Here is a 22,751-nt window from a genome sequence, read left to right as displayed (position 1 = left end):
ATTGCCCGCTCTCTGCTCCGCCAGGAGGAAAGGCCTTGAAAGACCTACTGAATTTGCTGAAAAACCAGGGTCAAGTCGAAGAGTTCGACGCCATCCGTATTGGATTGGCATCGCCTGAGATGATCCGTTCGTGGTCGTTCGGTGAAGTTAAAAAGCCGGAAACCATCAACTACCGTACGTTCAAACCTGAGCGTGACGGCCTGTTCTGCGCCAAGATCTTTGGCCCGGTAAAGGATTACGAGTGCCTGTGCGGTAAGTACAAGCGCTTGAAGCACCGTGGTGTGATCTGCGAGAAGTGCGGCGTTGAAGTCGCGCTGGCAAAAGTTCGTCGTGAGCGCATGGCGCACATCGAGCTGGCCTCGCCAGTAGCCCACATCTGGTTCCTGAAATCGCTGCCGTCCCGTATCGGCTTGCTGATGGACATGACCCTGCGTGATATCGAGCGCGTTCTCTACTTCGAGAGCTATGTCGTTATCGATCCAGGCATGACCACCCTTGAAAAGGGTCAGCTGCTCAACGACGAGCAGTACTTCGAAGCGCTGGAAGAGTTCGGCGACGATTTCGATGCCCGCATGGGTGCCGAAGCTGTCCGTGAACTGCTGCACGCTATCGACCTGGAACACGAGATTGGCCGTCTGCGTGAAGAGATTCCGCAAACCAACTCCGAAACCAAAATCAAAAAGCTGTCCAAGCGTCTGAAGTTGATGGAAGCCTTCCAGGGTTCCGGCAACCTGCCAGAGTGGATGGTGCTGACCGTTCTGCCGGTTCTGCCGCCAGATCTGCGTCCACTGGTCCCATTGGATGGCGGTCGTTTCGCGACTTCCGACCTCAACGATCTGTATCGTCGAGTGATCAACCGTAACAACCGTTTGAAGCGCCTGCTTGATCTGTCCGCTCCGGACATCATCGTGCGCAACGAAAAGCGTATGTTGCAGGAAGCCGTCGACGCACTGCTCGACAACGGTCGTCGTGGCCGCGCTATCACCGGTTCCAACAAGCGTCCTCTGAAATCCCTGGCTGACATGATCAAGGGTAAGCAAGGTCGTTTCCGTCAGAACTTGCTCGGTAAGCGTGTTGACTACTCCGGTCGTTCGGTAATTACCGTAGGTCCGACCCTGCGTCTGCACCAGTGCGGTCTGCCGAAGAAGATGGCTCTCGAACTGTTCAAGCCGTTCATTTTCGGCAAGCTGGAAATGCGTGGTCTTGCTACCACCATCAAAGCGGCCAAGAAGATGGTTGAGCGTGAGCTGCCAGAGGTTTGGGACGTTCTCGCTGAAGTGATTCGCGAACACCCGGTTCTCCTCAACCGTGCACCGACCCTTCACCGTCTGGGTATCCAGGCGTTTGAACCGGTACTGATCGAAGGTAAGGCTATCCAGCTGCACCCTCTGGTCTGTGCTGCGTACAACGCCGACTTCGACGGCGACCAAATGGCCGTGCACGTACCGCTGACGCTGGAAGCCCAGCTGGAAGCGCGTGCGTTGATGATGTCGACCAACAACATTCTGTCGCCAGCCAACGGTGAGCCAATCATCGTTCCTTCGCAGGACGTTGTATTGGGTCTGTACTACATGACTCGTGAAGCGATCAACGCCAAAGGCGAAGGTCGTGTGTTCGCGGATCTGCAGGAAGTTGACCGTGTGTTCCGTGCCGGCGAAGCCGCACTGCACGCCAAGGTCAAGGTGCGGATCAACGAAACCGTGAACGATCGTGATGGCGGCAGCGTGACCAACACTCGTATCGTCGACACTACCGTCGGCCGTGCGCTGTTGTTCCAGGTTGTGCCAAAAGGTCTGTCCTTCGACGTCGTCAACCTGCCGATGAAAAAGAAAGCGATCTCCAAGCTGATCAACCAGTGCTACCGCGTGGTTGGTTTGAAAGAGACCGTGATCTTCGCTGACCAGTTGATGTACACCGGTTTTGCCTATTCGACCATCTCCGGCGTTTCCATCGGTGTTAACGACTTCGTTATCCCGGATGAAAAAGCCCGCATCATCGGTGCCGCCACCGACGAAGTGAAAGAGATCGAAAGTCAGTACGCCTCCGGCCTGGTAACCCAGGGCGAGAAGTACAACAAAGTGATCGACCTTTGGTCCAAGGCGAACGACGAAGTATCCAAGGCGATGATGGCCAACCTCTCGAAAGAGAAAGTCATTGACCGCCATGGCGTCGAAGTTGACCAGGAATCCTTCAACTCGATGTACATGATGGCCGACTCGGGCGCACGGGGTTCTGCTGCGCAGATCCGTCAGCTCGCCGGTATGCGTGGCCTGATGGCCAAGCCGGACGGTTCCATCATCGAAACGCCGATTACTGCGAACTTCCGTGAAGGTTTGAGCGTACTTCAGTACTTCATCTCTACTCACGGTGCTCGTAAAGGTCTGGCGGATACCGCGTTGAAAACTGCGAACTCCGGTTACCTGACTCGTCGTCTGGTAGACGTGGCGCAGGATCTGGTTGTGACCGAGATCGATTGCGGTACCGAACATGGCCTGGTAATGACTCCGCACATTGAAGGCGGTGACGTTGTTGAGCCGTTGGGTGAGCGCGTATTGGGTCGTGTCATTGCCCGTGACGTATTCAAGCCAGGTACCGAGGAAGTTATCGTTCCTGCCGGCACTCTGGTAGACGAGAAGTGGGTCGAGTTCATCGAGCTGAACAGCATCGACGAAGTAATCGTGCGTTCGCCGATCAGCTGCGAAACCCGCTACGGCATTTGCGCCAAGTGCTACGGCCGTGACTTGGCTCGTGGTCACCAGGTGAACATCGGTGAAGCGGTCGGCGTTATCGCTGCCCAGTCCATCGGTGAGCCGGGTACCCAGCTGACCATGCGTACGTTCCACATCGGTGGTGCGGCAAGCCGGACCTCCGCAGCCGACAGCGTTCAGGTGAAGAATGGCGGTACCGTCCGTCTGCATAACCTGAAGCACGTTGAGCGAGTGGACGGTTGCCTGGTTGCTGTGTCCCGTTCCGGTGAGCTGGCAATCGCTGATGACTTCGGTCGTGAGCGTGAGCGCTACAAGCTGCCGTACGGTGCTGTGATTTCGGTTAAAGAAGGTGACAAGGTCGACGCTGGCGCAATCGTGGCCAAGTGGGATCCGCACACTCACCCAATCGTTACCGAAATGAAAGGTACCGTGACCTACGTGGGTATGGAAGAAGGCATCACGATCAAGCGTCAGACTGACGAATTGACCGGTATGACCAACATTGAAGTACTCGACGCCAAAGACCGTCCAGCTGCCGGTAAAGATATCCGTCCTGCTGTGAAGATGGTTGATGACAACGGCAAGGATCTCTTGCTGCCGGGTACCGACGTAATTGCTCAGTACTTCCTGCCTGCTAACGCCCTGGTCGGTGTAGCGGACGGTGCGAAAATCGCGATCGGTGATGTTATCGCTCGTATTCCGCAAGAGACTTCGAAGACCCGTGACATCACCGGTGGTCTGCCGCGTGTTGCCGACTTGTTCGAAGCCCGTCGTCCGAAAGAAGCCTCGATTCTGGCTGAAGTCAGCGGCACCATCGCGTTCGGTAAAGAGACCAAAGGCAAGCGCCGTCTGGTTATCACCCCGAACGACGGTAGCGATCCGTACGAAGAGCTGATTCCGAAGTGGCGTCACCTGAACGTCTTCGAAGGCGAACAGGTAAACCGCGGCGAAGTTATCTCCGACGGTCCGAGCGATCCACACGACATCCTGCGTCTGCTGGGTGTGAGTGCGCTGGCCAAGTACATCGTGAACGAGATCCAGGACGTTTACCGTCTGCAAGGCGTGAAGATCAACGACAAGCACATCGAGACCATCCTGCGTCAGATGCTGCGTAAAGTTGAGATCGCTGAATCCGGCGATTCCAGTTTCATCAAGGGCGACCAGATGGAATTGACTCACGTGCTGGTAGAGAACGAGCGTCTGAGCAATGAAGACAAATTTGTCTCCAAGTTCACTCGTGTTCTGCTGGGTATCACCAAGGCGTCGTTGTCCACCGAATCGTTCATCTCGGCGGCTTCCTTCCAGGAAACCACTCGCGTACTGACCGAGGCGGCGGTAACCGGCAAGCGCGATTACCTGCGCGGCCTGAAAGAAAACGTGGTCGTGGGTCGTCTGATCCCGGCCGGTACCGGTCTGGCTTATCACAGCGAGCGCAAGCGCCGCCGTGATGCTGACAAACCGTTGCGCGTGAGCGCCAGTGAAGTGGAAGCTGCACTGACCGAAGCGCTGAACTCGAGCGGTAACTGAGTTCTGCGGTAGTAAATGAGTGCAGGCCCTGATCGCTCCGTTCATCCAGTCGAGACAATTTGTCGAGGTTGGATGGGGGGAGAGGTCGGGGCCTTGCCTTGACTGGGGGCAAGATCCTCTTTAGACTCTTGTACCCCTAAATTTGGCGGGGATTCGTTCCTGCCATTTTGCTTTTCTTGCAAGACAATAGCGTCGCAAGACAACAGTGGAGCTAGTAGATGGCAACTATCAACCAGCTGGTACGTCAGCCGCGTAAGCGTATCGTCGAGAAATCCGACGTGCCTGCGCTGCAGAACTGCCCGCAACGTCGTGGCGTATGCACCCGTGTGTATACCACTACGCCGAAAAAACCTAACTCGGCACTGCGTAAAGTATGCCGTGTGCGTCTGACCAACGGTTTCGAGGTTTCCTCGTACATCGGCGGTGAAGGCCACAACCTGCAAGAGCACAGCGTGGTACTGATCCGCGGCGGTCGTGTAAAAGACTTGCCAGGTGTTCGTTACCACACCGTTCGCGGCTCTTTGGATACTTCCGGCGTTAAAGGTCGTAACCAAGGTCGTTCGAAGTACGGTACCAAGCGTCCGAAGTAATAGTCGCTTGCAGCAAAAAACCGATTTCTATTTTTCTGAGTCGATAAGAGTAAGGTCGGAGGCGTCCCGAAAGGGCACCGATTCCGAGCGAACCTGAAGACCGTTTGAGGGCTTATCCATGCCAAGAAGACGCGTAGCAGCCAAGCGCGAAGTGCTTGACGATCCAAAATACGGAAGCCAAATCCTGGCCAAGTTCATGAACCACGTGATGGAAAGCGGCAAAAAAGCCGTTGCCGAGCGTATCGTTTATGGCGCGCTGGAAAAGGTTAAAGAACGCAAGAACAGCGACCCCCTGGAAATCTTCGAGAAAGCTCTCGACGCCATCGCTCCGCTGGTCGAAGTAAAGTCGCGCCGTGTAGGCGGTGCTACTTACCAGGTTCCGGTCGAAGTTCGTCCGTCCCGTCGTAACGCGCTGGCAATGCGCTGGTTGGTAGACTTCGCCCGTAAGCGCGGCGAGAAGTCTATGGCTCTGCGTTTGGCTGGCGAACTGTTGGACGCTGCTGAAGGTAAAGGTGCTGCTGTTAAGAAGCGTGAAGACGTGCACCGTATGGCTGAAGCCAACAAGGCTTTCTCGCACTACCGCTTCTAATTTTAGCTTCACTAATTTTGCGAGGGCTTTATGGCTCGTACTACTCCGATTAGCCGCTACCGTAACATCGGTATCGTTGCTCACGTGGATGCTGGTAAAACCACCACCACCGAGCGCGTCCTTTTTTACACTGGCAAAAGTCACAAAATGGGCGAGGTGCATGACGGCGCCGCGACCACAGACTGGATGGTGCAGGAGCAGGAGCGTGGTATTACCATTACTTCTGCTGCTATCACCGCCTTCTGGAAAGGTTCTGAGAAGCAGTACTCGCACGAACACCGTTTCAACGTTATCGATACCCCGGGCCACGTAGACTTCACTATTGAAGTTGAACGCTCCCTGCGCGTACTCGACGGCGCTGTCGTTGTGTTCTGCGGTACTTCGGGTGTTGAGCCTCAGTCGGAAACCGTATGGCGTCAGGCCAACAAGTACGGCGTTCCACGTCTTGTTTACGTAAACAAGATGGACCGTGCTGGCGCTAACTTCCTGCGCGTGATCGGTCAGATCAAGCAGCGTCTGGGTCACACTCCGGTGCCAATCCAGTTGGCTATCGGTTCCGAAGACAACTTCCAGGGTCAGATCGATCTGATCAACATGCAAGCTGTCTACTGGAATGACTCTGACAAGGGTATGGTCCCTGTTCGCAAGGACATTCCTGCCGAGCTGCAAGAGCTGGCTGAAGAGTGGCGCAGCAACATGGTCGAGGCTGCGGCCGAAGCCAACGAAGAGCTGATGAACAAGTATCTCGAAGGGGAAGAGCTCTCCATCGAGGAAATCAAGGCCGCTCTGCGTCAGCGTACTATCGCTGGTGAGATCGTTCTGGCTGTTTGCGGTTCTTCCTTCAAGAACAAGGGTGTTCCCCTGGTTCTCGACGCCGTTATCGACTTCCTGCCTGCTCCTACCGACATTCCTGCTATCAAGGGTTCCAACCCGGATAACGAGGAAGAGGAAATGGAGCGTCATGCAAGCGACGACGAGCCTTTCGCGGCTCTGGCGTTCAAGATCGCTACCGACCCATTCGTGGGTACCTTGACCTTTGTTCGGGTTTACTCGGGCGTGTTGGCCTCCGGCGACGGCGTGATCAACTCGGTAAAAGGCAAGAAAGAGCGCGTGGGTCGTATGGTGCAAATGCACGCAAACGCCCGTGAAGAAATCAAGGAAGTACGCGCTGGTGACATCGCGGCCTTGATCGGCATGAAGGACGTCACCACTGGTGAAACTTTGTGCAACGCTGACAAGCCAATCATCCTGGTTCGCATGGACTTCCCGGAGCCGGTTATTTCGGTTGCCGTAGAGCCTAAGACCAAGGATGACCAGGAAAAAATGGGTATCGCTCTGGGCAAACTTGCTCAGGAAGACCCGTCTTTCCGCGTCAAAACTGATGAAGAGACTGGTCAAACGATCATCTCCGGCATGGGCGAGCTGCACCTGGACATCCTGGTTGACCGGATGCGCCGTGAGTTCAACGTCGAAGCCAACATCGGTAAGCCTCAAGTTTCGTACCGTGAGCGCATCACGAAGAGCTGCGAAATCGAAGGCAAGTTCGTTCGTCAGTCCGGCGGTCGTGGCCAGTTTGGTCATTGCTGGATCCGTTTTGCACCTGCTGACGAAGGTCAGGAAGGTCTGCAATTCCTGAACGAAGTAGTGGGTGGTGTGGTTCCTAAGGAATACATCCCGGCTATCCAGAAGGGTATCGAAGAGCAGATGAAGAACGGTGTTGTTGCCGGCTATCCGCTGATCGGCCTGAAGGCTACCGTGTTTGATGGTTCTTACCACGACGTCGACTCGAACGAGATGGCGTTTAAGGTGGCTGCTTCCATGGCGACCAAGCAACTGGCCCAGAAGGGTGGTGGTGAGTTGCTTGAGCCGATCATGGCGGTAGAGGTTGTTACGCCTGAAGACTATATGGGTGACGTGATGGGCGACCTTAACCGTCGTCGCGGCATGATTCTGGGTATGGAAGATACGGTTTCCGGTAAAGTAATTCGTGCCGAGGTTCCGTTGGGCGAGATGTTCGGTTATGCGACCGACGTTCGTTCCATGTCTCAGGGTCGCGCAAGCTACTCTATGGAATTCAAAAAATACAATACGGCTCCGTCGCACATCGTCGAAACCGTTACCAAAAAACAAGGCTGATTCAGTCCTTTAGGCAAGGAGTTAATTGTCGTGGCTAAAGAAAAATTTGATCGTTCCCTACCGCACGTCAACGTTGGCACTATCGGTCACGTTGACCACGGTAAAACCACTCTGACCGCTGCTCTGACTCGCGTCTGCTCCGAAGTTTTCGGTTCGGCTCGTGTTGACTTCGACAAGATCGACAGCGCGCCAGAAGAGAAAGCTCGCGGTATCACCATCAACACCGCTCACGTTGAGTACAACTCGAAGATCCGTCACTACGCTCACGTTGACTGCCCAGGTCACGCTGACTATGTGAAGAACATGATCACCGGTGCTGCTCAAATGGACGGCGCTATCCTGGTTTGCTCGGCCGCTGATGGTCCGATGCCACAAACCCGTGAGCACATCCTGCTGTCCCGTCAGGTAGGCGTTCCGTACATCGTGGTTTTCCTGAACAAGGCTGACCTGGTAGACGACGCTGAGCTGCTGGAACTGGTTGAGATGGAAGTGCGCGATCTGCTGAGCACTTACGACTTCCCAGGCGATGACACTCCAATCATCATCGGCTCCGCTCGTATGGCGCTGGATGGTCTGGACGATAACGAGATGGGCACCACTGCCGTCAAGAAACTGGTTGAAACTCTGGACAGCTACATCCCAGAACCAGTTCGTCTGACTGACAAGCCGTTCCTGATGCCAATCGAAGACGTATTCTCGATCTCGGGTCGCGGTACTGTTGTGACTGGTCGTATCGAGCGCGGTATCGTTCGCGTTCAGGATCCGCTGGAAATCGTTGGTCTGCGTGACACTACCGTCACCACCTGCACCGGTGTTGAAATGTTCCGCAAACTGCTCGACGAAGGTCGTGCTGGCGAGAACTGCGGCGTGCTGCTGCGCGGCACCAAGCGTGATGACGTGGAGCGTGGTCAGGTTCTGGTTAAGCCAGGTACCGTTAAGCCGCACACCAAGTTCACCGCAGAAGTTTACGTTCTGAGCAAAGAAGAAGGCGGTCGTCACACTCCGTTCTTCAAAGGCTACCGTCCACAGTTCTACTTCCGTACTACTGACGTGACTGGTAACTGCGAGCTGCCAGAAGGCGTTGAAATGGTAATGCCAGGCGATAACATTCAAATGACTGTTACCCTGATCAAAACCATCGCAATGGAAGACGGTCTGCGTTTCGCTATTCGCGAAGGCGGCCGTACCGTTGGTGCTGGCGTTGTAGCTAAAATCATCGAGTAAGCTTCTCTTCTGAGATAGCTTCGATGCTTTGAAAAAGCCCCCGCTTAGCGGGGGCTTTTTTATTGGGTTGACACCTATCGGGGGCGTCTATAGAATTGCGCCTCCTTTTAACGGGCGTATTGCGCCCGGTGGGAATAGCAGCCGGAGTCTGAAATCCAATGCAAAATCAGCAAATCCGTATCAGGTTGAAGGCTTTTGACCATCGCCTGATCGACCAATCCACCCAGGAAATCGTGGAAACCGCGAAACGTACTGGTGCTCAAGTGCGTGGTCCAATTCCACTGCCTACCCGTAAAGAGCGGTTCACCGTTCTGGTCTCCCCGCACGTCAACAAAGACGCGCGTGACCAGTACGAGATCCGTACTCATAAGCGCGTTCTGGACATCGTCCAGCCAACGGATAAAACCGTTGATGCTCTTATGAAGCTTGATCTTGCGGCCGGTGTGGAAGTGCAGATCAGCCTCGGCTAAGACTCGGTCTTAGTCGTGTAACGCTCTGAAATGGGCGGCCATAGCGGGTGAAAGCCCCGTACACTCATGAGGTTTACAACATGACTATTGGTGTAGTCGGTCGTAAATGCGGTATGACCCGTATTTTCACCGAAGAAGGTGTCTCCATTCCGGTCACGGTCATTGAGATCGAGCCGAATCGCGTCACCCAGTTCAAAACTGAAGAGACCGATGGCTATCGTGCAGTGCAAGTCACTGTAGGCGAGCGTCGTGCTTCGCGTGTTACAGCTGCGCAAGCTGGCCACTTCGCTAAGGCGAACGTTGCCGCTGGTCGTACCGTAATGGAATTCCGCCTTGAAGAAGGCGAGTACCAGGCCGGCGATCTGATCAATGCTGAAATCTTCGCTGCTGGTCAACTGGTTGATGTAACCGGTCAGTCCAAAGGTAAAGGCTTCCAGGGTACGATCAAGCGTTGGAATTTCCGCGGGCAAGATAACACCCACGGTAACTCCGTATCCCACCGCGTTCCAGGCTCTATCGGCCAGTGCCAGACTCCTGGTCGTGTATTCAAGGGCAAAAAAATGTCCGGTCATATGGGCGCTGAGCGCGTGACCGTGCAGTCCCTCGAAGTAGTGCGCGTGGACGCTGAACGCAATCTGTTGTTGGTCAAGGGCGCTGTTCCTGGCGCTACTGGCGGCAACTTGGTTGTACGTCCAGCAGCCAAGGCTCGCGGTTAAGGGGAAGCTGACATGCAATTAAATGTAAATGACGCTCAAGCGATCGAAGTTTCCGAACTGACATTTGGCGGCGAATTCAACGAGACGCTGGTTCACCAAGCAGTCGTGGCCTACATGGCCGGCGGCCGTCAAGGTAGCAAGCAGCAAAAGACCCGTTCCGACGTTCGTGGTGGCGGTAAGCGCCCATGGCGTCAGAAAGGTACTGGCCGTGCTCGTGCCGGTACTATCCGTAGCCCAATCTGGCGTGGCGGCGGTACCACTTTCGCAGCTCGTCCTCAGGATCACTCCCAGAAGCTGAACAAGAAGATGTATCGCGCAGCAATGCGTTCCATCCTTGCTGAGCTGGTGCGTACTGATCGTCTGGTCGTGGTTCAGGATTTCGCTGTTGAAACGCCGAAAACCAAAGACCTGCTGGGCAAACTGAACAACATGAGCCTGACCGACGTTCTGATCGTGTCGGACGCTGTTGATCAGAACCTGTACCTGGCTGCTCGTAACCTGCCGCACGTTGATGTACGTGATGTGCAAGGTTCCGATCCAGTTAGTCTGATCGCATACGACAAGGTGTTGATCACCGTGTCGGCCGTGAAGAAATTCGAGGAGCTGCTGGGATGAACCAGGAACGCGTATTTAAAGTTCTGCTTGGCCCGCACGTTTCCGAGAAGGCTACGGTTCTGGCAGACAAGAAAGGCCAGTTCGTTTTCAAGGTTGCCACTGACGCAACCAAGCTGGAAATCAAGAAGGCCGTCGAAAGCCTGTTCAGCGTGAAAGTAGAGCGTGTTACTACCCTGAATGTTCTGGGTAAGAGCAAGCGCACTGCTCGCGGTCTGGGCAAGCGTAATGACTGGAAGAAGGCAGTTATCTCCCTTCAGCCAGGCCAAGATCTCGATTTCAGCAGCAGTGCTGAGTAAGGAAGGGGTGCATCATGGCAATCGTTAAATGCAAACCGACTTCCCCTGGCCGCCGTTTTGTGGTCAAGGTGGTCAACCAGGAGCTGCATAAAGGCGCTCCTCACGCACCGCTGCTCGAGAAAAAGTCGAAGTCTGGTGGTCGTAACAACAATGGTCGTATTACCACTCGTCACATCGGTGGTGGCCATAAGCAGCATTATCGTCTGGTCGATTTCCGTCGCAACGACAAAGATGGCATCGCTGCCACTGTTGAGCGTATCGAATACGATCCAAACCGTACTGCTCACATCGCTCTGCTGCTGTACGCAGATGGCGAGCGTCGCTACATCATTGCGCCTAAAGGCGTGAGTGCTGGCGACCAGCTGATCGCAGGTGCTCTGGCGCCGATCAAGCCGGGCAACGCTCTGCAACTGCGTAACATTCCAGTTGGTAGCACCGTACACGGCATCGAATTGAAGCCAGGTAAAGGCGCGCAAATCGCTCGTTCCGCTGGTGCTTCGGCTCAGCTGATCGCTCGTGAAGGTGTCTACGTGACCCTGCGTCTGCGTTCTGGTGAGATGCGTAAAGTGCTGGCTGAATGCCGCGCGACCCTGGGCGAAGTCTCGAACTCCGAGCACAGCCTGCGTTCGCTGGGTAAAGCTGGTGCCAAACGCTGGCGTGGCGTTCGCCCAACCGTTCGTGGTGTTGCCATGAACCCGGTTGACCACCCACATGGTGGTGGTGAAGGTCGTACCTCTGGTGGTCGTCATCCGGTATCGCCATGGGGCTTCCCGACTAAGGGCGCGAAGACTCGTGGTAATAAGCGTACCGACAAAATGATCGTCCGTCGTCGCAAGTAAATAGAGGGATACGACAGTGCCACGTTCTCTGAAAAAAGGTCCTTTTATCGATCTTCACCTACTGAAGAAGATCGAAGTGGCGGCGGAAAAGAACGATCGCAAACCAGTTAAAACCTGGTCGCGTCGCTCGATGATCCTGCCACAAATGGTCGGTCTGACCATCGCAGTACACAACGGTCGTCAACACGTCCCAGTTCTCGTTAACGAAGACATGGTCGGCCACAAACTGGGCGAGTTCGCCGGTACCCGCACATATCGTGGGCACGTGGCAGACAAGAAAGCCAAGCGTTAAGGGGTTAGGAAATGGAAGTAGCCGCTAAGTTGTCGGGCGCTCGAATCTCCGCCCAGAAAGCCCGCTTGGTCGCCGACCAGATCCGCGGGAAGAAGGTGGGCGAAGCGCTCAACCTGTTGGCTTTCAGCAGTAAGAAAGCCGCCGAGATCATGAAGAAAGTGCTGGAGTCGGCCGTAGCCAACGCCGAGCATAACGAAGGCGCAGACGTTGATGACCTGAAAGTCAGCACCGTTTTCGTTAACGAAGGGCGTTCGCTGAAGCGCATCATGCCACGTGCCAAAGGCCGTGCTGATCGCATCGTCAAGCGGTCTTGCCATATCACTGTCAAGGTTGCTGACAAGTAACGGAGTCGAAGAGATGGGTCAGAAAGTACATCCCATTGGCATTCGCCTGGGAATCGTCAAGGAGCACACCTCCGTCTGGTACGCAGACGGTCGGACTTATGCGGACTACTTGTTCGCTGATCTGAAGGTGCGTGAGTATCTCCAAGACAAACTAAAAAGCGCGTCCGTAAGCCGTATCGATATCCATCGTCCGGCCCAAACTGCACGTATCACCATCCACACCGCTCGTCCAGGTATCGTTATCGGGAAGAAAGGTGAAGATGTTGAGAAACTGCGTCAGGACCTGACCAAGCAAATGGGTGTGCCTGTGCACATCAATATCGAAGAGATCCGCAAGCCGGAGCTCGACGGTATGCTGGTTGCGCAGAGCGTAGCTCAGCAGCTGGAGCGTCGCGTAATGTTCCGTCGCGCTATGAAGCGCGCTGTTCAGAACGCCATGCGCATTGGTGCCAAAGGCATCAAAATCCAAGTGAGCGGTCGTCTCGGCGGTGCTGAAATCGCACGTACTGAATGGTATCGCGAAGGTCGTGTGCCTCTGCACACCCTGCGTGCCGACATCGACTATGCCAACTACGAAGCTCACACCACTTATGGTGTGATCGGTGTAAAGGTTTGGATCTTCAAAGGCGAAGTAATTGGTGGTCGCCAAGAAGAACTGAAACCACAAGCACCAGCGCCTCGTAAAAAAGCTGCTAAGTAAGGGGTACGCCAAATGTTGCAACCAAAGCGTACGAAGTTCCGCAAGCAAATGACTGGTCACAACCGTGGCCTGGCATTGCGCGGTAGCAAAGTCAGCTTCGGCGAGTTCGCGCTGAAGTCTGTTGCTCGTGGTCGTCTCACCGCTCGTCAGATCGAGTCAGCGCGTCGTGCACTGACCCGTCACGTTAAACGTGGCGGCAAGATCTGGATCCGTGTATTCCCGGACAAGCCTATTTCCAAAAAGCCACTCGAAGTTCGGATGGGTAAAGGTAAGGGTAACGTGGAATACTGGGTTGCCCAGATTCAGCCAGGCAAAGTCCTGTATGAAATCGAGGGTGTTTCTGAAGAGCTGGCGCGTGAGGCTTTCGCCCTGGCTGCTGCAAAGCTGCCGCTCGCCACCTCCTTTGTTAAACGGACGGTGATGTGATGAAAGCGAATGAACTTCGTGAAAAATCCGCACAGCAGCTGAACGAGCAACTGCTCGGCCTGCTGCGCGACCAGTTCAATCTGCGTATGCAGAAAGCAACTGGCCAGTTGGGGCAGTCTCATCTGCTCTCGCAAGTTAAGCGTGACATCGCTCGCGTGAAGACTGTGCTCAACCAGCAGGCAGGTAAGTAATCATGGCTGAAGCCGAAAAAACTGTCCGTACGCTGACTGGCCGTGTTGTCAGCGACAAGATGGACAAAACCATCACCGTTCTGATCGAGCGTCGCGTTAAGCACCCGATCTACGGTAAATACGTTAAGCGTTCGACTAAGCTGCACGCGCACGACGAAACCAATCAGTGCCACATCGGCGACAAAGTCACTATTCGTGAAACTCGTCCTTTGGCCAAGACCAAGTCTTGGGCGCTGGTTGATGTTCTCGAACGCGCTGTGGAAGTCTAAGGACTAGGGGTCGGAGAAATTATATGATTCAGACTCAATCCATGCTCGATGTGGCCGATAACAGCGGCGCTCGCCGCGTTATGTGCATCAAGGTGCTGGGTGGCTCCCATCGTCGTTACGCTGGTATCGGTGACATCATCAAAGTTACCGTGAAGGAAGCAATTCCTCGCGGTAAGGTGAAAAAAGGCCAAGTGATGACTGCTGTTGTAGTCCGCACTCGTCACGGCGTTCGCCGTGCAGATGGCTCCATTATCCGCTTTGATGGCAACGCTGCTGTTCTTCTGAACAACAAGCAAGAGCCGATCGGCACCCGTATCTTTGGGCCAGTGACCCGTGAACTTCGTACTGAGAAGTTCATGAAGATCGTCTCGCTCGCCCCAGAAGTGCTGTAAGGAGATCCGACATGCAAAAGATTCGTCGTGACGACGAGATCATCGTGATCGCCGGCAAAGACAAAGGTAAGCGCGGTAAGGTGCTGAAGGTTCTTGCTGATGACCGTCTGGTCGTTGGTGGTCTGAACCTGGTCAAGCGTCATACCAAGCCTAACCCGATGTCGGGCGTACAGGGCGGTATCGTCGAGAAAGAAGCGCCACTGCACGCTTCCAACGTCGCCATCTTCAACGGCGAAACCAACAAGGCTGACCGCGTTGGTTTCAAAGTAGAAGACGGTAAGAAAATTCGTGTCTTCAAGTCGACCCAAAAAGCGGTTGATGCTTGAACACTGCTAGGTAGAAGACCATGGCACGACTAAAAGAGATTTACCGGAAGGAAATCGCACCGAAACTTAAGGAAGAACTTAAGCTTTCGAACGTGATGGAAGTTCCGCGCGTTACCAAAATCACCCTGAACATGGGTCTGGGCGAAGCGATCGGCGACAAAAAAGTCATCGAGCACGCTGTTGCTGACCTGGAAAAGATCACCGGCCAGAAAGTCGTTGTGACCTACGCTCGGAAATCCATCGCTGGCTTTAAAGTCCGTGAAGGTTGGCCGATCGGCGTCAAAGTGACCCTGCGCCGTGAGCGTATGTACGAGTTCCTGGATCGTCTGCTGTCGATCTCCCTGCCTCGGGTTCGCGACTTCCGCGGCCTGAATGCCAAGTCCTTCGATGGTCGTGGTAACTACAGCATGGGCGTTAAAGAGCAGATCATCTTCCCGGAAATCGACTACGACAAGATCGATGCTCTCCGCGGTCTGGACATTACCCTGACCACCACTGCCAAGAACGATGATGAAGGTCGCGCCCTGTTGCGTGCTTTCAAATTCCCGTTCCGCAACTGATTGGAGTAGGAAAATGGCCAAGATGAGCATGAAAAACCGCGAGCTGAAGCGTCAGCTCACGGTTGCCAAGTACGCCAAGAAGCGTGCAGCACTGAAAGCTATCATCGTTGATCTGAACGCAAGTCCAGAAGCGCGTTGGGAAGCTACAGTAGCCCTGCAGAAGCAGCCACGTGACGCAAGCGCTTCGCGCATGCGTAACCGCTGCCGCCTGACCGGTCGTCCACACGGCGTTTACCGCAAGTTCGGCCTTGGCCGTAACAAACTGCGTGAAGCTGCAATGCGTGGTGACGTACCTGGTCTGGTTAAAGCCAGCTGGTAAGCACTGTCGAAGTCTCGGTGTTCGGGGTCGCAAGATCCTGACCATCGGTGACCTTGAACTTGAATCAAGCCCCTATTGGGGCTTGATTCATTTGTGGGGTGTGTCTAGAATACCCGGCTCGCCTGAGCCCGTGTTTTTTTGCGCGGATGTACTCGGCGACACGTAGTAGCCGCAAGGCTAATTTTTTGTGTATTAGGAGCGTCTAGCCCATGAGTATGCAGGACCCGTTAGCGGACATGCTAACTCGAATCCGTAATGCCCAGATGGCTGAAAAGTCCGTCGTAAGCATGCCATCTTCTACTTTGAAGGTAGCTGTTGCCAAAGTCCTGAAGGACGAAGGTTACATTGCGGGTTATCAGATCAGCAGCGAAATCAAGCCACTGCTGTCCATCGAGCTGAAGTACTTCGAAGGCCGTCCGGTCATCGAGGAAGTGAAGCGCGTTAGCCGTCCAGGCCTGCGTCAGTACAAGTCCGTCGATGATCTGCCAAAAGTTCGTGGCGGTCTCGGTGTGTCTATCGTCTCCACCAACAAAGGTGTGATGACGGATCGTGCTGCGCGCGCTGCCGGTGTCGGCGGCGAAGTTCTTTGCACTGTGTTCTAAGGGGGGATAAGCATGTCACGCGTCGCTAAGAACCCCGTTAAGCTGCCAGCCGGTGTCGAAGTCAAATTCGCAGGCCAACAGCTTTCGGTGAAGGGTGCCAAGGGCACTCTCGAACTGAACATCCATTCGTCCGTTGAGATCGTTGAAGAAGCTGGTGAGCTGCGTTTCGCTGCTCGCAATGGCGATCAACAAACTCGCGCAATGGCTGGTACCACTCGTGCGTTGGTAAACAACATGGTCCAAGGCGTAAGCCAAGGCTTCGAGCGTAAGCTCCAGCTGGTCGGTGTTGGTTACAAAGCGCAAGCAAAAGGCACAGTGCTGAACCTGGCTCTTGGCTTCTCGCACCCAGTGGATTATGAACTGCCGGAAGGCATCACCGCTGAGACTCCTAGCCAGACCGATATCCTGATCAAGGGCATCGACAAGCAGCTGGTAGGTCAAGTGGCCGCCGAGATCCGCGACTTCCGTCCACCAGAGCCGTACAAAGGCAAAGGTGTGCGCTACGCGGACGAAGTCGTCCGTCGTAAAGAAGCCAAGAAGAAGTAGGGCATAGCAAATGACCGACAAAAAAGTTACTCGACTGCGTCGCGCTCGCAAAGCACGCCTGAAAATGCACGAACTCGAAGTCGTGCGTCTCTGCGTGTTCCGCTCGTCGCAGCACATCTACGCCCAGGTCATTTCGGCCGACGGCAACAAAGTCCTGGCAAGTGCCTCGACTTTGGATAAAGAACTGCGTGATGGTGCCACCGGCAACATCGACGCGGCCACTAAGGTTGGCCAGCTGGTCGCTACGCGTGCTAAAGCCGCTGGCGTCTCGCAGGTGGCTTTCGACCGCTCTGGCTTCAAGTACCACGGCCGCGTCAAGGCGCTGGCTGATGCTGCTCGTGAAGCTGGGCTGGAGTTCTAAGTTATGTCAAATAACGACCAAAAGCGCGACGAAGGCTACATCGAGAAGCTGGTTCAAGTTAACCGCGTAGCCAAAACCGTTAAAGGCGGCCGTATCTTCACTTTCACCGCGTTGACCGTGGTTGGTGATGGTAAAGGGCGCGTTGGCTTCGGCCGTGGCAAGTCGCGTGAAGTGCCTGCTGCGATCCAGAAGGCAATGGAAGCTGCTCGCCGCAACATGATCCAGGTTGATCTGAACGGCACCACTCTGCAGTACGCAATGAAGTCCGCCCACGGCGCTTCGAAGGTGTATATGCAGCCTGCTTCTGAAGGTACCGGTATCATCGCTGGCGGCGCTATGCGTGCTGTCCTCGAAGTTGCTGGCGTTCAGAACGTTCTGGCCAAGTGCTACGGCTCGACTAACCCGGTAAACGTGGTTCACGCCACTTTCAAGGGTTTGAAAGCAATGCAGTCTCCTGAATCCATTGCCGCCAAGCGTGGCAAAAGCGTCAAGGAGATCTTCTGATCATGGCTACCGTTAAAGTTACGCTGATCAAAAGCATGACCGGCCGCATCCCTAACCACAAACTGTGCGTTAAGGGTCTGGGTCTGCGTCGCATCGGTCACACTGTAGAAGTCCAGGATACTCCCGAGAATCGCGGGATGATCAACAAGGCTTACTACATGCTGCGTGTCGAGGGTTAATCGATGAAACTCAATGATCTGAGTCCAGCGCCGGGTTCCCGTCGCGAAAAGCATCGTCCGGGCCGTGGTATCGGTAGCGGTTTGGGTAAGACTGGTGGCCGTGGTCACAAAGGTCAAACCTCCCGCTCCGGTGGCACCATTGCTCCAGGCTTTGAAGGCGGTCAACAGCCGCTGCATCGTCGCCTGCCGAAGTTTGGTTTCGTTTCCCTGAAAGCCATGGACCGCGCAGAAGTGCGTCTGTCCGAGCTGGCTAAAGTGGAAGGCGACATCGTCACCGTGCAGTCCCTGAAAGATGCCAACGTGATCAACGTCAACGTTCAGCGTGTGAAAATCATGCTGTCCGGCGAAGTTACTCGCGCTGTCACCATCGGAAAGGGAATCGGCGCCACCAAAGGTGCGCGTGCGGCTATCGAAGCAGCTGGCGGCAAGTTCGAGGAATAAATGGCTAAGCAAGGTGCTCTCTCTGCGCTCGGCAAAGGCGGTATGTCTGAACTCTGGGCTCGTCTGCGTTTTCTGTTCCTGGCGATTATCGTCTACCGAATAGGCGCACACATCCCGGTTCCAGGTATCAACCCGGACCGACTCGCGGACCTGTTTCGACAGAATGAGGGGACCATTCTTAGCTTGTTCAACATGTTTTCCGGCGGCGCGCTGGAGCGGATGAGTATCTTTGCACTGGGGATCATGCCGTACATTTCGGCATCGATCATCATGCAACTGATGACCGCCGTCAGCCCGCAGCTGGAACAGTTGAAGAAGGAAGGTGAAGCTGGCCGTCGCAAGATCAGCCAGTACACCCGCTACGGCACTGTCGTCCTCGCTCTCGTCCAGGCTATTGGCATGTCCATTGGTCTGGCGGGGCAGGGCGTTGCGTTCACTGGTGACTTTGGCTTCCATTTCGTCGCGGTATCCACTTTTGTGGCTGGTGCGATGTTCATGATGTGGCTGGGTGAGCAGATTACTGAGCGTGGTGTTGGCAACGGTATCTCGATGTTGATTTTTTCGGGTATCGTCGCCGGTCTTCCGAGAGCGATCGGGCAGTCTTTCGAGTCTGCACGTCAGGGTGATATCAACATCTTCGCCCTGGTTGCCATCGGTTTGCTGGCAGTAGCGATTATCGGTTTCGTGGTGTTCATTGAGCGTGGCCAGCGTCGTATTGCTGTTCACTACGCCAAGCGTCAGCAGGGCCGTAAGGTCTTCGCTGCGCAGACCAGCCACTTGCCGCTGAAGGTGAACATGGCCGGTGTTATTCCGGCTATTTTCGCGAGCAGCATTTTGCTGTTCCCGGCTTCGTTGGGTGCCTGGTTCGGTCAGTCTGAAGGTATGGGCTGGTTGCAGGACATCTCGCAGTCGATCGCTCCTGGTCAGCCGTTGAATATTCTGCTGTTTAGTGCAGGGATTATTTTCTTCTGCTTCTTCTATACGGCGTTGATGTTCAATCCGAAAGACGTAGCGGAAAACCTGAAGAAGTCCGGTGCCTTTATTCCGGGCATCCGTCCAGGTGAGCAGTCTGCGCGCTACATTGATGGCGTTCTGACTCGCTTGACCATGTTCGGTGCTCTTTACATGACGGCCGTCTGCCTGTTGCCCCAGTTCCTGGTGGTTGCAGCAAACGTACCGTTCTACCTTGGCGGGACCTCGTTGCTGATCGTGGTCGTGGTTGTGATGGACTTCATGTCCCAAGTACAATCGCACCTCGTTTCGCACCAGTACGAATCCCTGATGAAGAAAGCCAACCTGAAGGGTTACGGCAGCGGCATGTTGCGCTGAGTACCCATAAGGTTCGAGGAGTTGGTGATGAAAGTTCGTGCATCGGTGAAAAAGCTGTGCCGTAACTGCAAGATTATTCGCCGCGAAGGTGTTGTTCGAGTAATTTGCAGCGCGGAACCGCGTCACAAACAGCGCCAAGGCTGAGTGTGATTGTGCTTCAAGCCCGGCAGCTAGTGCGCTGCCGGGTTGATTATTTGTTATTACAGCGATATTATCTCGCGCCCTATTTCTTGGCTTCCGGGGCGTAGGTAGCTGTCAATTGGAGTCCCACTGAATGGCCCGTATTGCAGGCGTTAACATTCCAGATAACAAGCATACTGTTATCTCGCTGACCTACATCTATGGTGTTGGTCGCACTACTGCACAGAAAATTTGTGCAGTGACTGGGGTAAACCCAGCGGCAAAGATCAAAGATCTGAGCGACGAGCAGATTGAACAGCTGCGTGGCGAAGTGGCGAAGTTCACCACTGAAGGTGACCTGCGTCGCGAAATCAACATGAAAATCAAGCGTTTGATGGACCTCGGTTGCTATCGCGGTCTGCGTCATCGTCGTGGTCTGCCAGTACGCGGTCAGCGTACCAAGACCAACGCGCGTACCCGTAAAGGTCCGCGTAAGCCGATCCGCAAGTAATCGCCCCAGCGAATCGACAGGAAATTAATCATGGCAAAACCTGCTGCTCGTCCTCGTAAAAAAGTTAAAAAGACAGTGGTTGATGGCATCGCCCACATCCATGCTTCTTTTAACAACACCATCGTGACCATCACCGACCGTCAAGGTAACGCTCTTTCCTGGGCTACCTCCGGTGGTTCGGGTTTCCGCGGTTCCCGCAAGTCCACCCCGTTCGCTGCTCAAGTAGCTGCTGAACGTGCTGGTCAAGCTGCGCTGGAATACGGCCTGAAAAACCTCGACGTTAACGTCAAAGGTCCAGGTCCAGGTCGTGAATCCGCAGTCCGCGCTTTGAACGGCTGTGGCTACAAGATCGCCAGCATCACCGACGTGACGCCAATCCCGCACAACGGGTGCCGTCCGCCGAAGAAGCGCCGCGTGTAATCCAGGAGATTGTAAAGAATGGCTCGTTACATTGGTCCAAAATGCAAACTCGCTCGTCGCGAAGGCACCGATCTCTTTCTGAAGAGCGGCGTGCGCGCGATCGAATCGAAGTGCAACATCGAAGCAGCACCTGGTATCCACGGCCAACGCCGCGGTCGCCAGTCCGACTACGGCACCCAACTGCGTGAAAAGCAGAAGGTCCGTCGTATCTACGGCGTTCTCGAGCGTCAATTCAGCGGCTACTACAAAGAAGCTGCTGGCAAGAAAGGCGCAACTGGCGAAAACCTGTTGCAACTGCTCGAATGCCGTCTGGACAACGTTGTATACCGTATGGGTTTTGGCTCTACTCGTGCCGAATCCCGTCAGCTGGTATCGCACAAGTCGATCAGCGTTAACGGTCAGACCGTAAACGTTCCGTCCTACCAGGTTCGTGCTGGTGACGTGGTCGCAGTTCGCGAGAAAGCAAAGAACCAACTTCGCATTGTCCAAGCTCTCGATCTGTGTGCCCAACGTGGCCGCGTAGAATGGGTAGAAGTAGACACTGAGAAGAAGTCGGGCGTTTTCAAGAACGTTCCTGCTCGCAGTGATCTGTCCGCCGACATCAACGAAAGCCTGATTGTCGAGCTCTACTCCAAGTAAGGGCTAGAAAATAGGTGCATCCATGCAGATTTCGGTAAATGAGTTCCTGACACCCCGCCATATTGATGTGCAGGTTGTCAGTCCAACCCGCGCCAAGATCACACTCGAGCCTCTCGAGCGTGGTTTCGGCCACACCCTGGGCAACGCGCTGCGCCGCATCCTGTTGTCCTCAATGCCCGGCTGTGCAGTAGTCGAGGCCGAGATTGACGGTGTGCTCCACGAGTACAGCGCCATCGAAGGTGTACAGGAAGACGTAATTGAAATCCTGTTGAACCTTAAAGGTCTGGCTATCAAGCTGCACGGTCGAGACGAAGTTACGCTGACCTTGTCGAAGAAGGGTTCGGGGGTGGTTACCGCTGCCGATATTCAGCTGGATCATGATGTCGAGATCGTTAACCCCGATCACGTAATCGCTAACCTGGCGTCTAACGGCGCCCTGAACATGAAGCTCACCGTAGCTCGTGGTCGTGGTTATGAACCGGCAGACTCGCGTCAGAGCGATGAAGACGAAAGCCGCAGCATCGGTCGCTTGCAGCTTGACTCTTCGTTCAGCCCGGTTCGCCGTATCGCATACGTGGTGGAAAACGCCCGTGTCGAACAGCGTACTAACCTGGACAAGCTGGTTATTGATCTGGAAACCAACGGTACCCTGGATCCTGAAGAGGCTATTCGCCGTGCTGCAACCATTCTGCAACAGCAGTTGGCTGCGTTCGTCGATCTCAAAGGTGACAGTGAGCCAGTGGTTGTCGAGCAGGAAGACGAGATCGATCCGATCCTGCTTCGCCCGGTTGACGATCTGGAACTGACTGTACGTTCGGCTAACTGCCTTAAGGCGGAAAACATCTACTACATCGGCGACCTGATTCAGCGTACCGAAGTAGAGCTGTTGAAGACTCCGAACCTTGGCAAGAAATCCTTGACTGAAATCAAGGACGTTCTGGCCTCCCGCGGTCTGTCCCTCGGCATGCGCCTCGACAACTGGCCGCCTGCAAGTCTTAAGAAGGACGACAAGGCGACTGCCTGATCGTCGTAATCACCGAACGTTGTGTTTGGTAAGGAATGAACCATGCGTCATCGTAAAAGTGGTCGTCACCTGAGCCGCACCAGCTCGCACCGCAAGGCCATGTTTCAAAACATGGCGGTGTCGCTGTTCGAGCACGAGCTGATCAAAACTACACTGCCAAAAGCCAAAGAACTGCGCCGCGTTGCTGAGCCGCTGATCACTTTGGCCAAGACAGACAGCCTGGCTAACCGCCGTCTGGCTTTCGACCGTACTCGTTCGAAAGCTATCGTTGGTAAGCTCTTCAACGACCTGGGCAAGCGTTACGCTACCCGTGAGGGTGGCTACCTGCGCATCCTCAAGTGCGGTTTCCGCGCTGGCGACAACGCGCCTATGGCGTACGTCGAGTTGGTTGATCGTGCTGTCGGCGGTGAAGCTGTATCCGCTGAGTAAGACGTCAGTCTGAAACAAAGAACCGGGCCTAGTGCCCGGTTTTTTGTGCCTGCAAGAAATGCGCTCTGCGTACAAGCTTCAAACCCTTCCCTATAGGCACTATATGCTTGGGTTGAT

General features: G+C 54.8%; 33 protein-coding genes. All 33 read left to right on the top strand.

Going from position 1 to position 22,751, the window contains the following annotated elements; all coding sequences use genetic code 11:
- Positions 1 to 35: 35 nt before the first annotated feature.
- A complete protein-coding gene (rpoC, locus tag LOY28_RS26655) occupies positions 36 to 4,235 on the top strand; it encodes a DNA-directed RNA polymerase subunit beta' (RefSeq protein WP_007933713.1) in 4,200 nt (1,399 codons plus the stop codon).
- Positions 4,236 to 4,453: 218 nt separating this feature from the next.
- Entirely contained in the window at positions 4,454 to 4,825 is a 372-nt protein-coding gene (rpsL, locus tag LOY28_RS26650) for a 30S ribosomal protein S12 (RefSeq protein ID WP_003186084.1), read from the top strand.
- A gap of 118 nt (positions 4,826 to 4,943) precedes the next feature.
- Positions 4,944 to 5,414 (top strand): 30S ribosomal protein S7, encoded by a 471-nt coding sequence (rpsG, locus tag LOY28_RS26645; protein ID WP_002555493.1) that lies wholly within the window; start codon positions 4,944 to 4,946, stop codon positions 5,412 to 5,414.
- A 30-nt stretch (positions 5,415 to 5,444) separates the two neighbouring features.
- Complete coding sequence (gene fusA, locus LOY28_RS26640) at positions 5,445 to 7,550, top strand: elongation factor G (RefSeq protein ID WP_007933703.1); 2,106 nt, start codon at positions 5,445 to 5,447, stop codon at positions 7,548 to 7,550.
- Positions 7,551 to 7,580: 30 nt separating this feature from the next.
- Positions 7,581 to 8,774, top strand: coding sequence for an elongation factor Tu (tuf, locus tag LOY28_RS26635; protein ID WP_007933700.1), 1,194 nt, complete (start codon positions 7,581 to 7,583; stop codon positions 8,772 to 8,774).
- 158 nt (positions 8,775 to 8,932) lie between these two features.
- Positions 8,933 to 9,244 (top strand): 30S ribosomal protein S10, encoded by a 312-nt coding sequence (gene rpsJ / locus LOY28_RS26630; RefSeq protein ID WP_003186070.1) that lies wholly within the window; start codon positions 8,933 to 8,935, stop codon positions 9,242 to 9,244.
- An 80-nt stretch (positions 9,245 to 9,324) separates the two neighbouring features.
- A complete protein-coding gene (gene rplC / locus LOY28_RS26625; protein ID WP_003186059.1) occupies positions 9,325 to 9,960 on the top strand; it encodes a 50S ribosomal protein L3 in 636 nt (211 codons plus the stop codon).
- A gap of 12 nt (positions 9,961 to 9,972) precedes the next feature.
- Positions 9,973 to 10,575: a 50S ribosomal protein L4 gene (rplD, locus tag LOY28_RS26620; RefSeq protein WP_003228735.1), complete on the top strand. Its 603-nt coding sequence runs from the start codon at positions 9,973 to 9,975 to the stop codon at positions 10,573 to 10,575.
- Positions 10,572 to 10,871, top strand: coding sequence for a 50S ribosomal protein L23 (gene rplW, locus LOY28_RS26615; protein ID WP_002555488.1), 300 nt, complete (start codon positions 10,572 to 10,574; stop codon positions 10,869 to 10,871). Before rplD ends, rplW begins: the two co-directional genes overlap by 4 nt.
- A gap of 14 nt (positions 10,872 to 10,885) precedes the next feature.
- Positions 10,886 to 11,710, top strand: a complete 825-nt coding sequence (rplB, locus tag LOY28_RS26610; protein WP_003186055.1) for a 50S ribosomal protein L2 — start codon at positions 10,886 to 10,888, stop codon at positions 11,708 to 11,710.
- 16 nt (positions 11,711 to 11,726) lie between these two features.
- A complete protein-coding gene (rpsS, locus tag LOY28_RS26605) occupies positions 11,727 to 12,002 on the top strand; it encodes a 30S ribosomal protein S19 (protein ID WP_002555486.1) in 276 nt (91 codons plus the stop codon).
- An 11-nt stretch (positions 12,003 to 12,013) separates the two neighbouring features.
- Complete coding sequence (rplV, locus tag LOY28_RS26600) at positions 12,014 to 12,346, top strand: 50S ribosomal protein L22 (RefSeq protein WP_003103908.1); 333 nt, start codon at positions 12,014 to 12,016, stop codon at positions 12,344 to 12,346.
- 13 nt (positions 12,347 to 12,359) lie between these two features.
- Positions 12,360 to 13,046 (top strand): 30S ribosomal protein S3, encoded by a 687-nt coding sequence (rpsC, locus tag LOY28_RS26595; RefSeq protein WP_003176422.1) that lies wholly within the window; start codon positions 12,360 to 12,362, stop codon positions 13,044 to 13,046.
- Positions 13,047 to 13,058: 12 nt separating this feature from the next.
- Entirely contained in the window at positions 13,059 to 13,472 is a 414-nt protein-coding gene (gene rplP / locus LOY28_RS26590; protein ID WP_003228729.1) for a 50S ribosomal protein L16, read from the top strand.
- Complete coding sequence (gene rpmC, locus LOY28_RS26585) at positions 13,472 to 13,663, top strand: 50S ribosomal protein L29 (RefSeq protein ID WP_002555481.1); 192 nt, start codon at positions 13,472 to 13,474, stop codon at positions 13,661 to 13,663. Before rplP ends, rpmC begins: the two co-directional genes overlap by 1 nt.
- A gap of 2 nt (positions 13,664 to 13,665) precedes the next feature.
- Positions 13,666 to 13,932 (top strand): 30S ribosomal protein S17, encoded by a 267-nt coding sequence (gene rpsQ / locus LOY28_RS26580; protein ID WP_003176419.1) that lies wholly within the window; start codon positions 13,666 to 13,668, stop codon positions 13,930 to 13,932.
- Positions 13,933 to 13,955: 23 nt separating this feature from the next.
- Positions 13,956 to 14,324, top strand: coding sequence for a 50S ribosomal protein L14 (gene rplN, locus LOY28_RS26575; RefSeq protein ID WP_002555479.1), 369 nt, complete (start codon positions 13,956 to 13,958; stop codon positions 14,322 to 14,324).
- Positions 14,325 to 14,335: 11 nt separating this feature from the next.
- A complete protein-coding gene (gene rplX, locus LOY28_RS26570) occupies positions 14,336 to 14,650 on the top strand; it encodes a 50S ribosomal protein L24 (protein ID WP_007896770.1) in 315 nt (104 codons plus the stop codon).
- 20 nt (positions 14,651 to 14,670) lie between these two features.
- Positions 14,671 to 15,210 carry a 50S ribosomal protein L5 gene (rplE, locus tag LOY28_RS26565; protein ID WP_003210069.1) on the top strand — a complete coding sequence of 180 codons (540 nt, stop codon included), beginning with the start codon at positions 14,671 to 14,673 and terminating at the stop codon, positions 15,208 to 15,210.
- A 13-nt stretch (positions 15,211 to 15,223) separates the two neighbouring features.
- Entirely contained in the window at positions 15,224 to 15,529 is a 306-nt protein-coding gene (gene rpsN / locus LOY28_RS26560) for a 30S ribosomal protein S14 (protein ID WP_003176414.1), read from the top strand.
- Between the two features lie 209 nt (positions 15,530 to 15,738).
- Positions 15,739 to 16,131 carry a 30S ribosomal protein S8 gene (rpsH, locus tag LOY28_RS26555; protein WP_003186040.1) on the top strand — a complete coding sequence of 131 codons (393 nt, stop codon included), beginning with the start codon at positions 15,739 to 15,741 and terminating at the stop codon, positions 16,129 to 16,131.
- A 12-nt stretch (positions 16,132 to 16,143) separates the two neighbouring features.
- Positions 16,144 to 16,677, top strand: coding sequence for a 50S ribosomal protein L6 (rplF, locus tag LOY28_RS26550; protein ID WP_003176412.1), 534 nt, complete (start codon positions 16,144 to 16,146; stop codon positions 16,675 to 16,677).
- 10 nt (positions 16,678 to 16,687) lie between these two features.
- On the top strand, positions 16,688 to 17,038 hold the full coding sequence (gene rplR, locus LOY28_RS26545) for a 50S ribosomal protein L18 (protein WP_003186037.1): 351 nt from the start codon (positions 16,688 to 16,690) through the stop codon (positions 17,036 to 17,038).
- Between the two features lie 3 nt (positions 17,039 to 17,041).
- The gene (gene rpsE, locus LOY28_RS26540; RefSeq protein WP_003186035.1) at positions 17,042 to 17,542 is read left to right on the top strand and encodes a 30S ribosomal protein S5; all 501 of its coding nucleotides are present in this window, start codon (positions 17,042 to 17,044) and stop codon (positions 17,540 to 17,542) included.
- Positions 17,543 to 17,544: 2 nt separating this feature from the next.
- A complete protein-coding gene (gene rpmD / locus LOY28_RS26535; protein ID WP_003176408.1) occupies positions 17,545 to 17,721 on the top strand; it encodes a 50S ribosomal protein L30 in 177 nt (58 codons plus the stop codon).
- 3 nt (positions 17,722 to 17,724) lie between these two features.
- Positions 17,725 to 18,162: a 50S ribosomal protein L15 gene (gene rplO, locus LOY28_RS26530; protein WP_003228720.1), complete on the top strand. Its 438-nt coding sequence runs from the start codon at positions 17,725 to 17,727 to the stop codon at positions 18,160 to 18,162.
- On the top strand, positions 18,163 to 19,491 hold the full coding sequence (gene secY, locus LOY28_RS26525; RefSeq protein ID WP_003228718.1) for a preprotein translocase subunit SecY: 1,329 nt from the start codon (positions 18,163 to 18,165) through the stop codon (positions 19,489 to 19,491).
- Between the two features lie 27 nt (positions 19,492 to 19,518).
- Entirely contained in the window at positions 19,519 to 19,635 is a 117-nt protein-coding gene (gene rpmJ, locus LOY28_RS26520) for a 50S ribosomal protein L36 (RefSeq protein WP_002555468.1), read from the top strand.
- Positions 19,636 to 19,765: 130 nt separating this feature from the next.
- Entirely contained in the window at positions 19,766 to 20,122 is a 357-nt protein-coding gene (gene rpsM, locus LOY28_RS26515) for a 30S ribosomal protein S13 (protein ID WP_003186020.1), read from the top strand.
- Positions 20,123 to 20,152: 30 nt separating this feature from the next.
- On the top strand, positions 20,153 to 20,542 hold the full coding sequence (gene rpsK, locus LOY28_RS26510) for a 30S ribosomal protein S11 (protein ID WP_002555466.1): 390 nt from the start codon (positions 20,153 to 20,155) through the stop codon (positions 20,540 to 20,542).
- 18 nt (positions 20,543 to 20,560) lie between these two features.
- Entirely contained in the window at positions 20,561 to 21,181 is a 621-nt protein-coding gene (rpsD, locus tag LOY28_RS26505; protein WP_003176404.1) for a 30S ribosomal protein S4, read from the top strand.
- Between the two features lie 22 nt (positions 21,182 to 21,203).
- The gene (locus tag LOY28_RS26500) at positions 21,204 to 22,205 is read left to right on the top strand and encodes a DNA-directed RNA polymerase subunit alpha (protein ID WP_003186012.1); all 1,002 of its coding nucleotides are present in this window, start codon (positions 21,204 to 21,206) and stop codon (positions 22,203 to 22,205) included.
- Positions 22,206 to 22,247: 42 nt separating this feature from the next.
- Entirely contained in the window at positions 22,248 to 22,634 is a 387-nt protein-coding gene (gene rplQ, locus LOY28_RS26495; RefSeq protein ID WP_007924175.1) for a 50S ribosomal protein L17, read from the top strand.
- The last annotated feature ends 117 nt before the right edge of the window (positions 22,635 to 22,751 follow it).

The organism is Pseudomonas sp. B21-017, from assembly GCF_024749245.1.
In the GTDB taxonomy this organism is placed as follows: Bacteria; Pseudomonadota; Gammaproteobacteria; order Pseudomonadales; family Pseudomonadaceae; genus Aquipseudomonas.
Note: the sequence above shows the minus strand (reverse complement) of the source record. Positions and strands in the feature narration are given on the sequence as shown.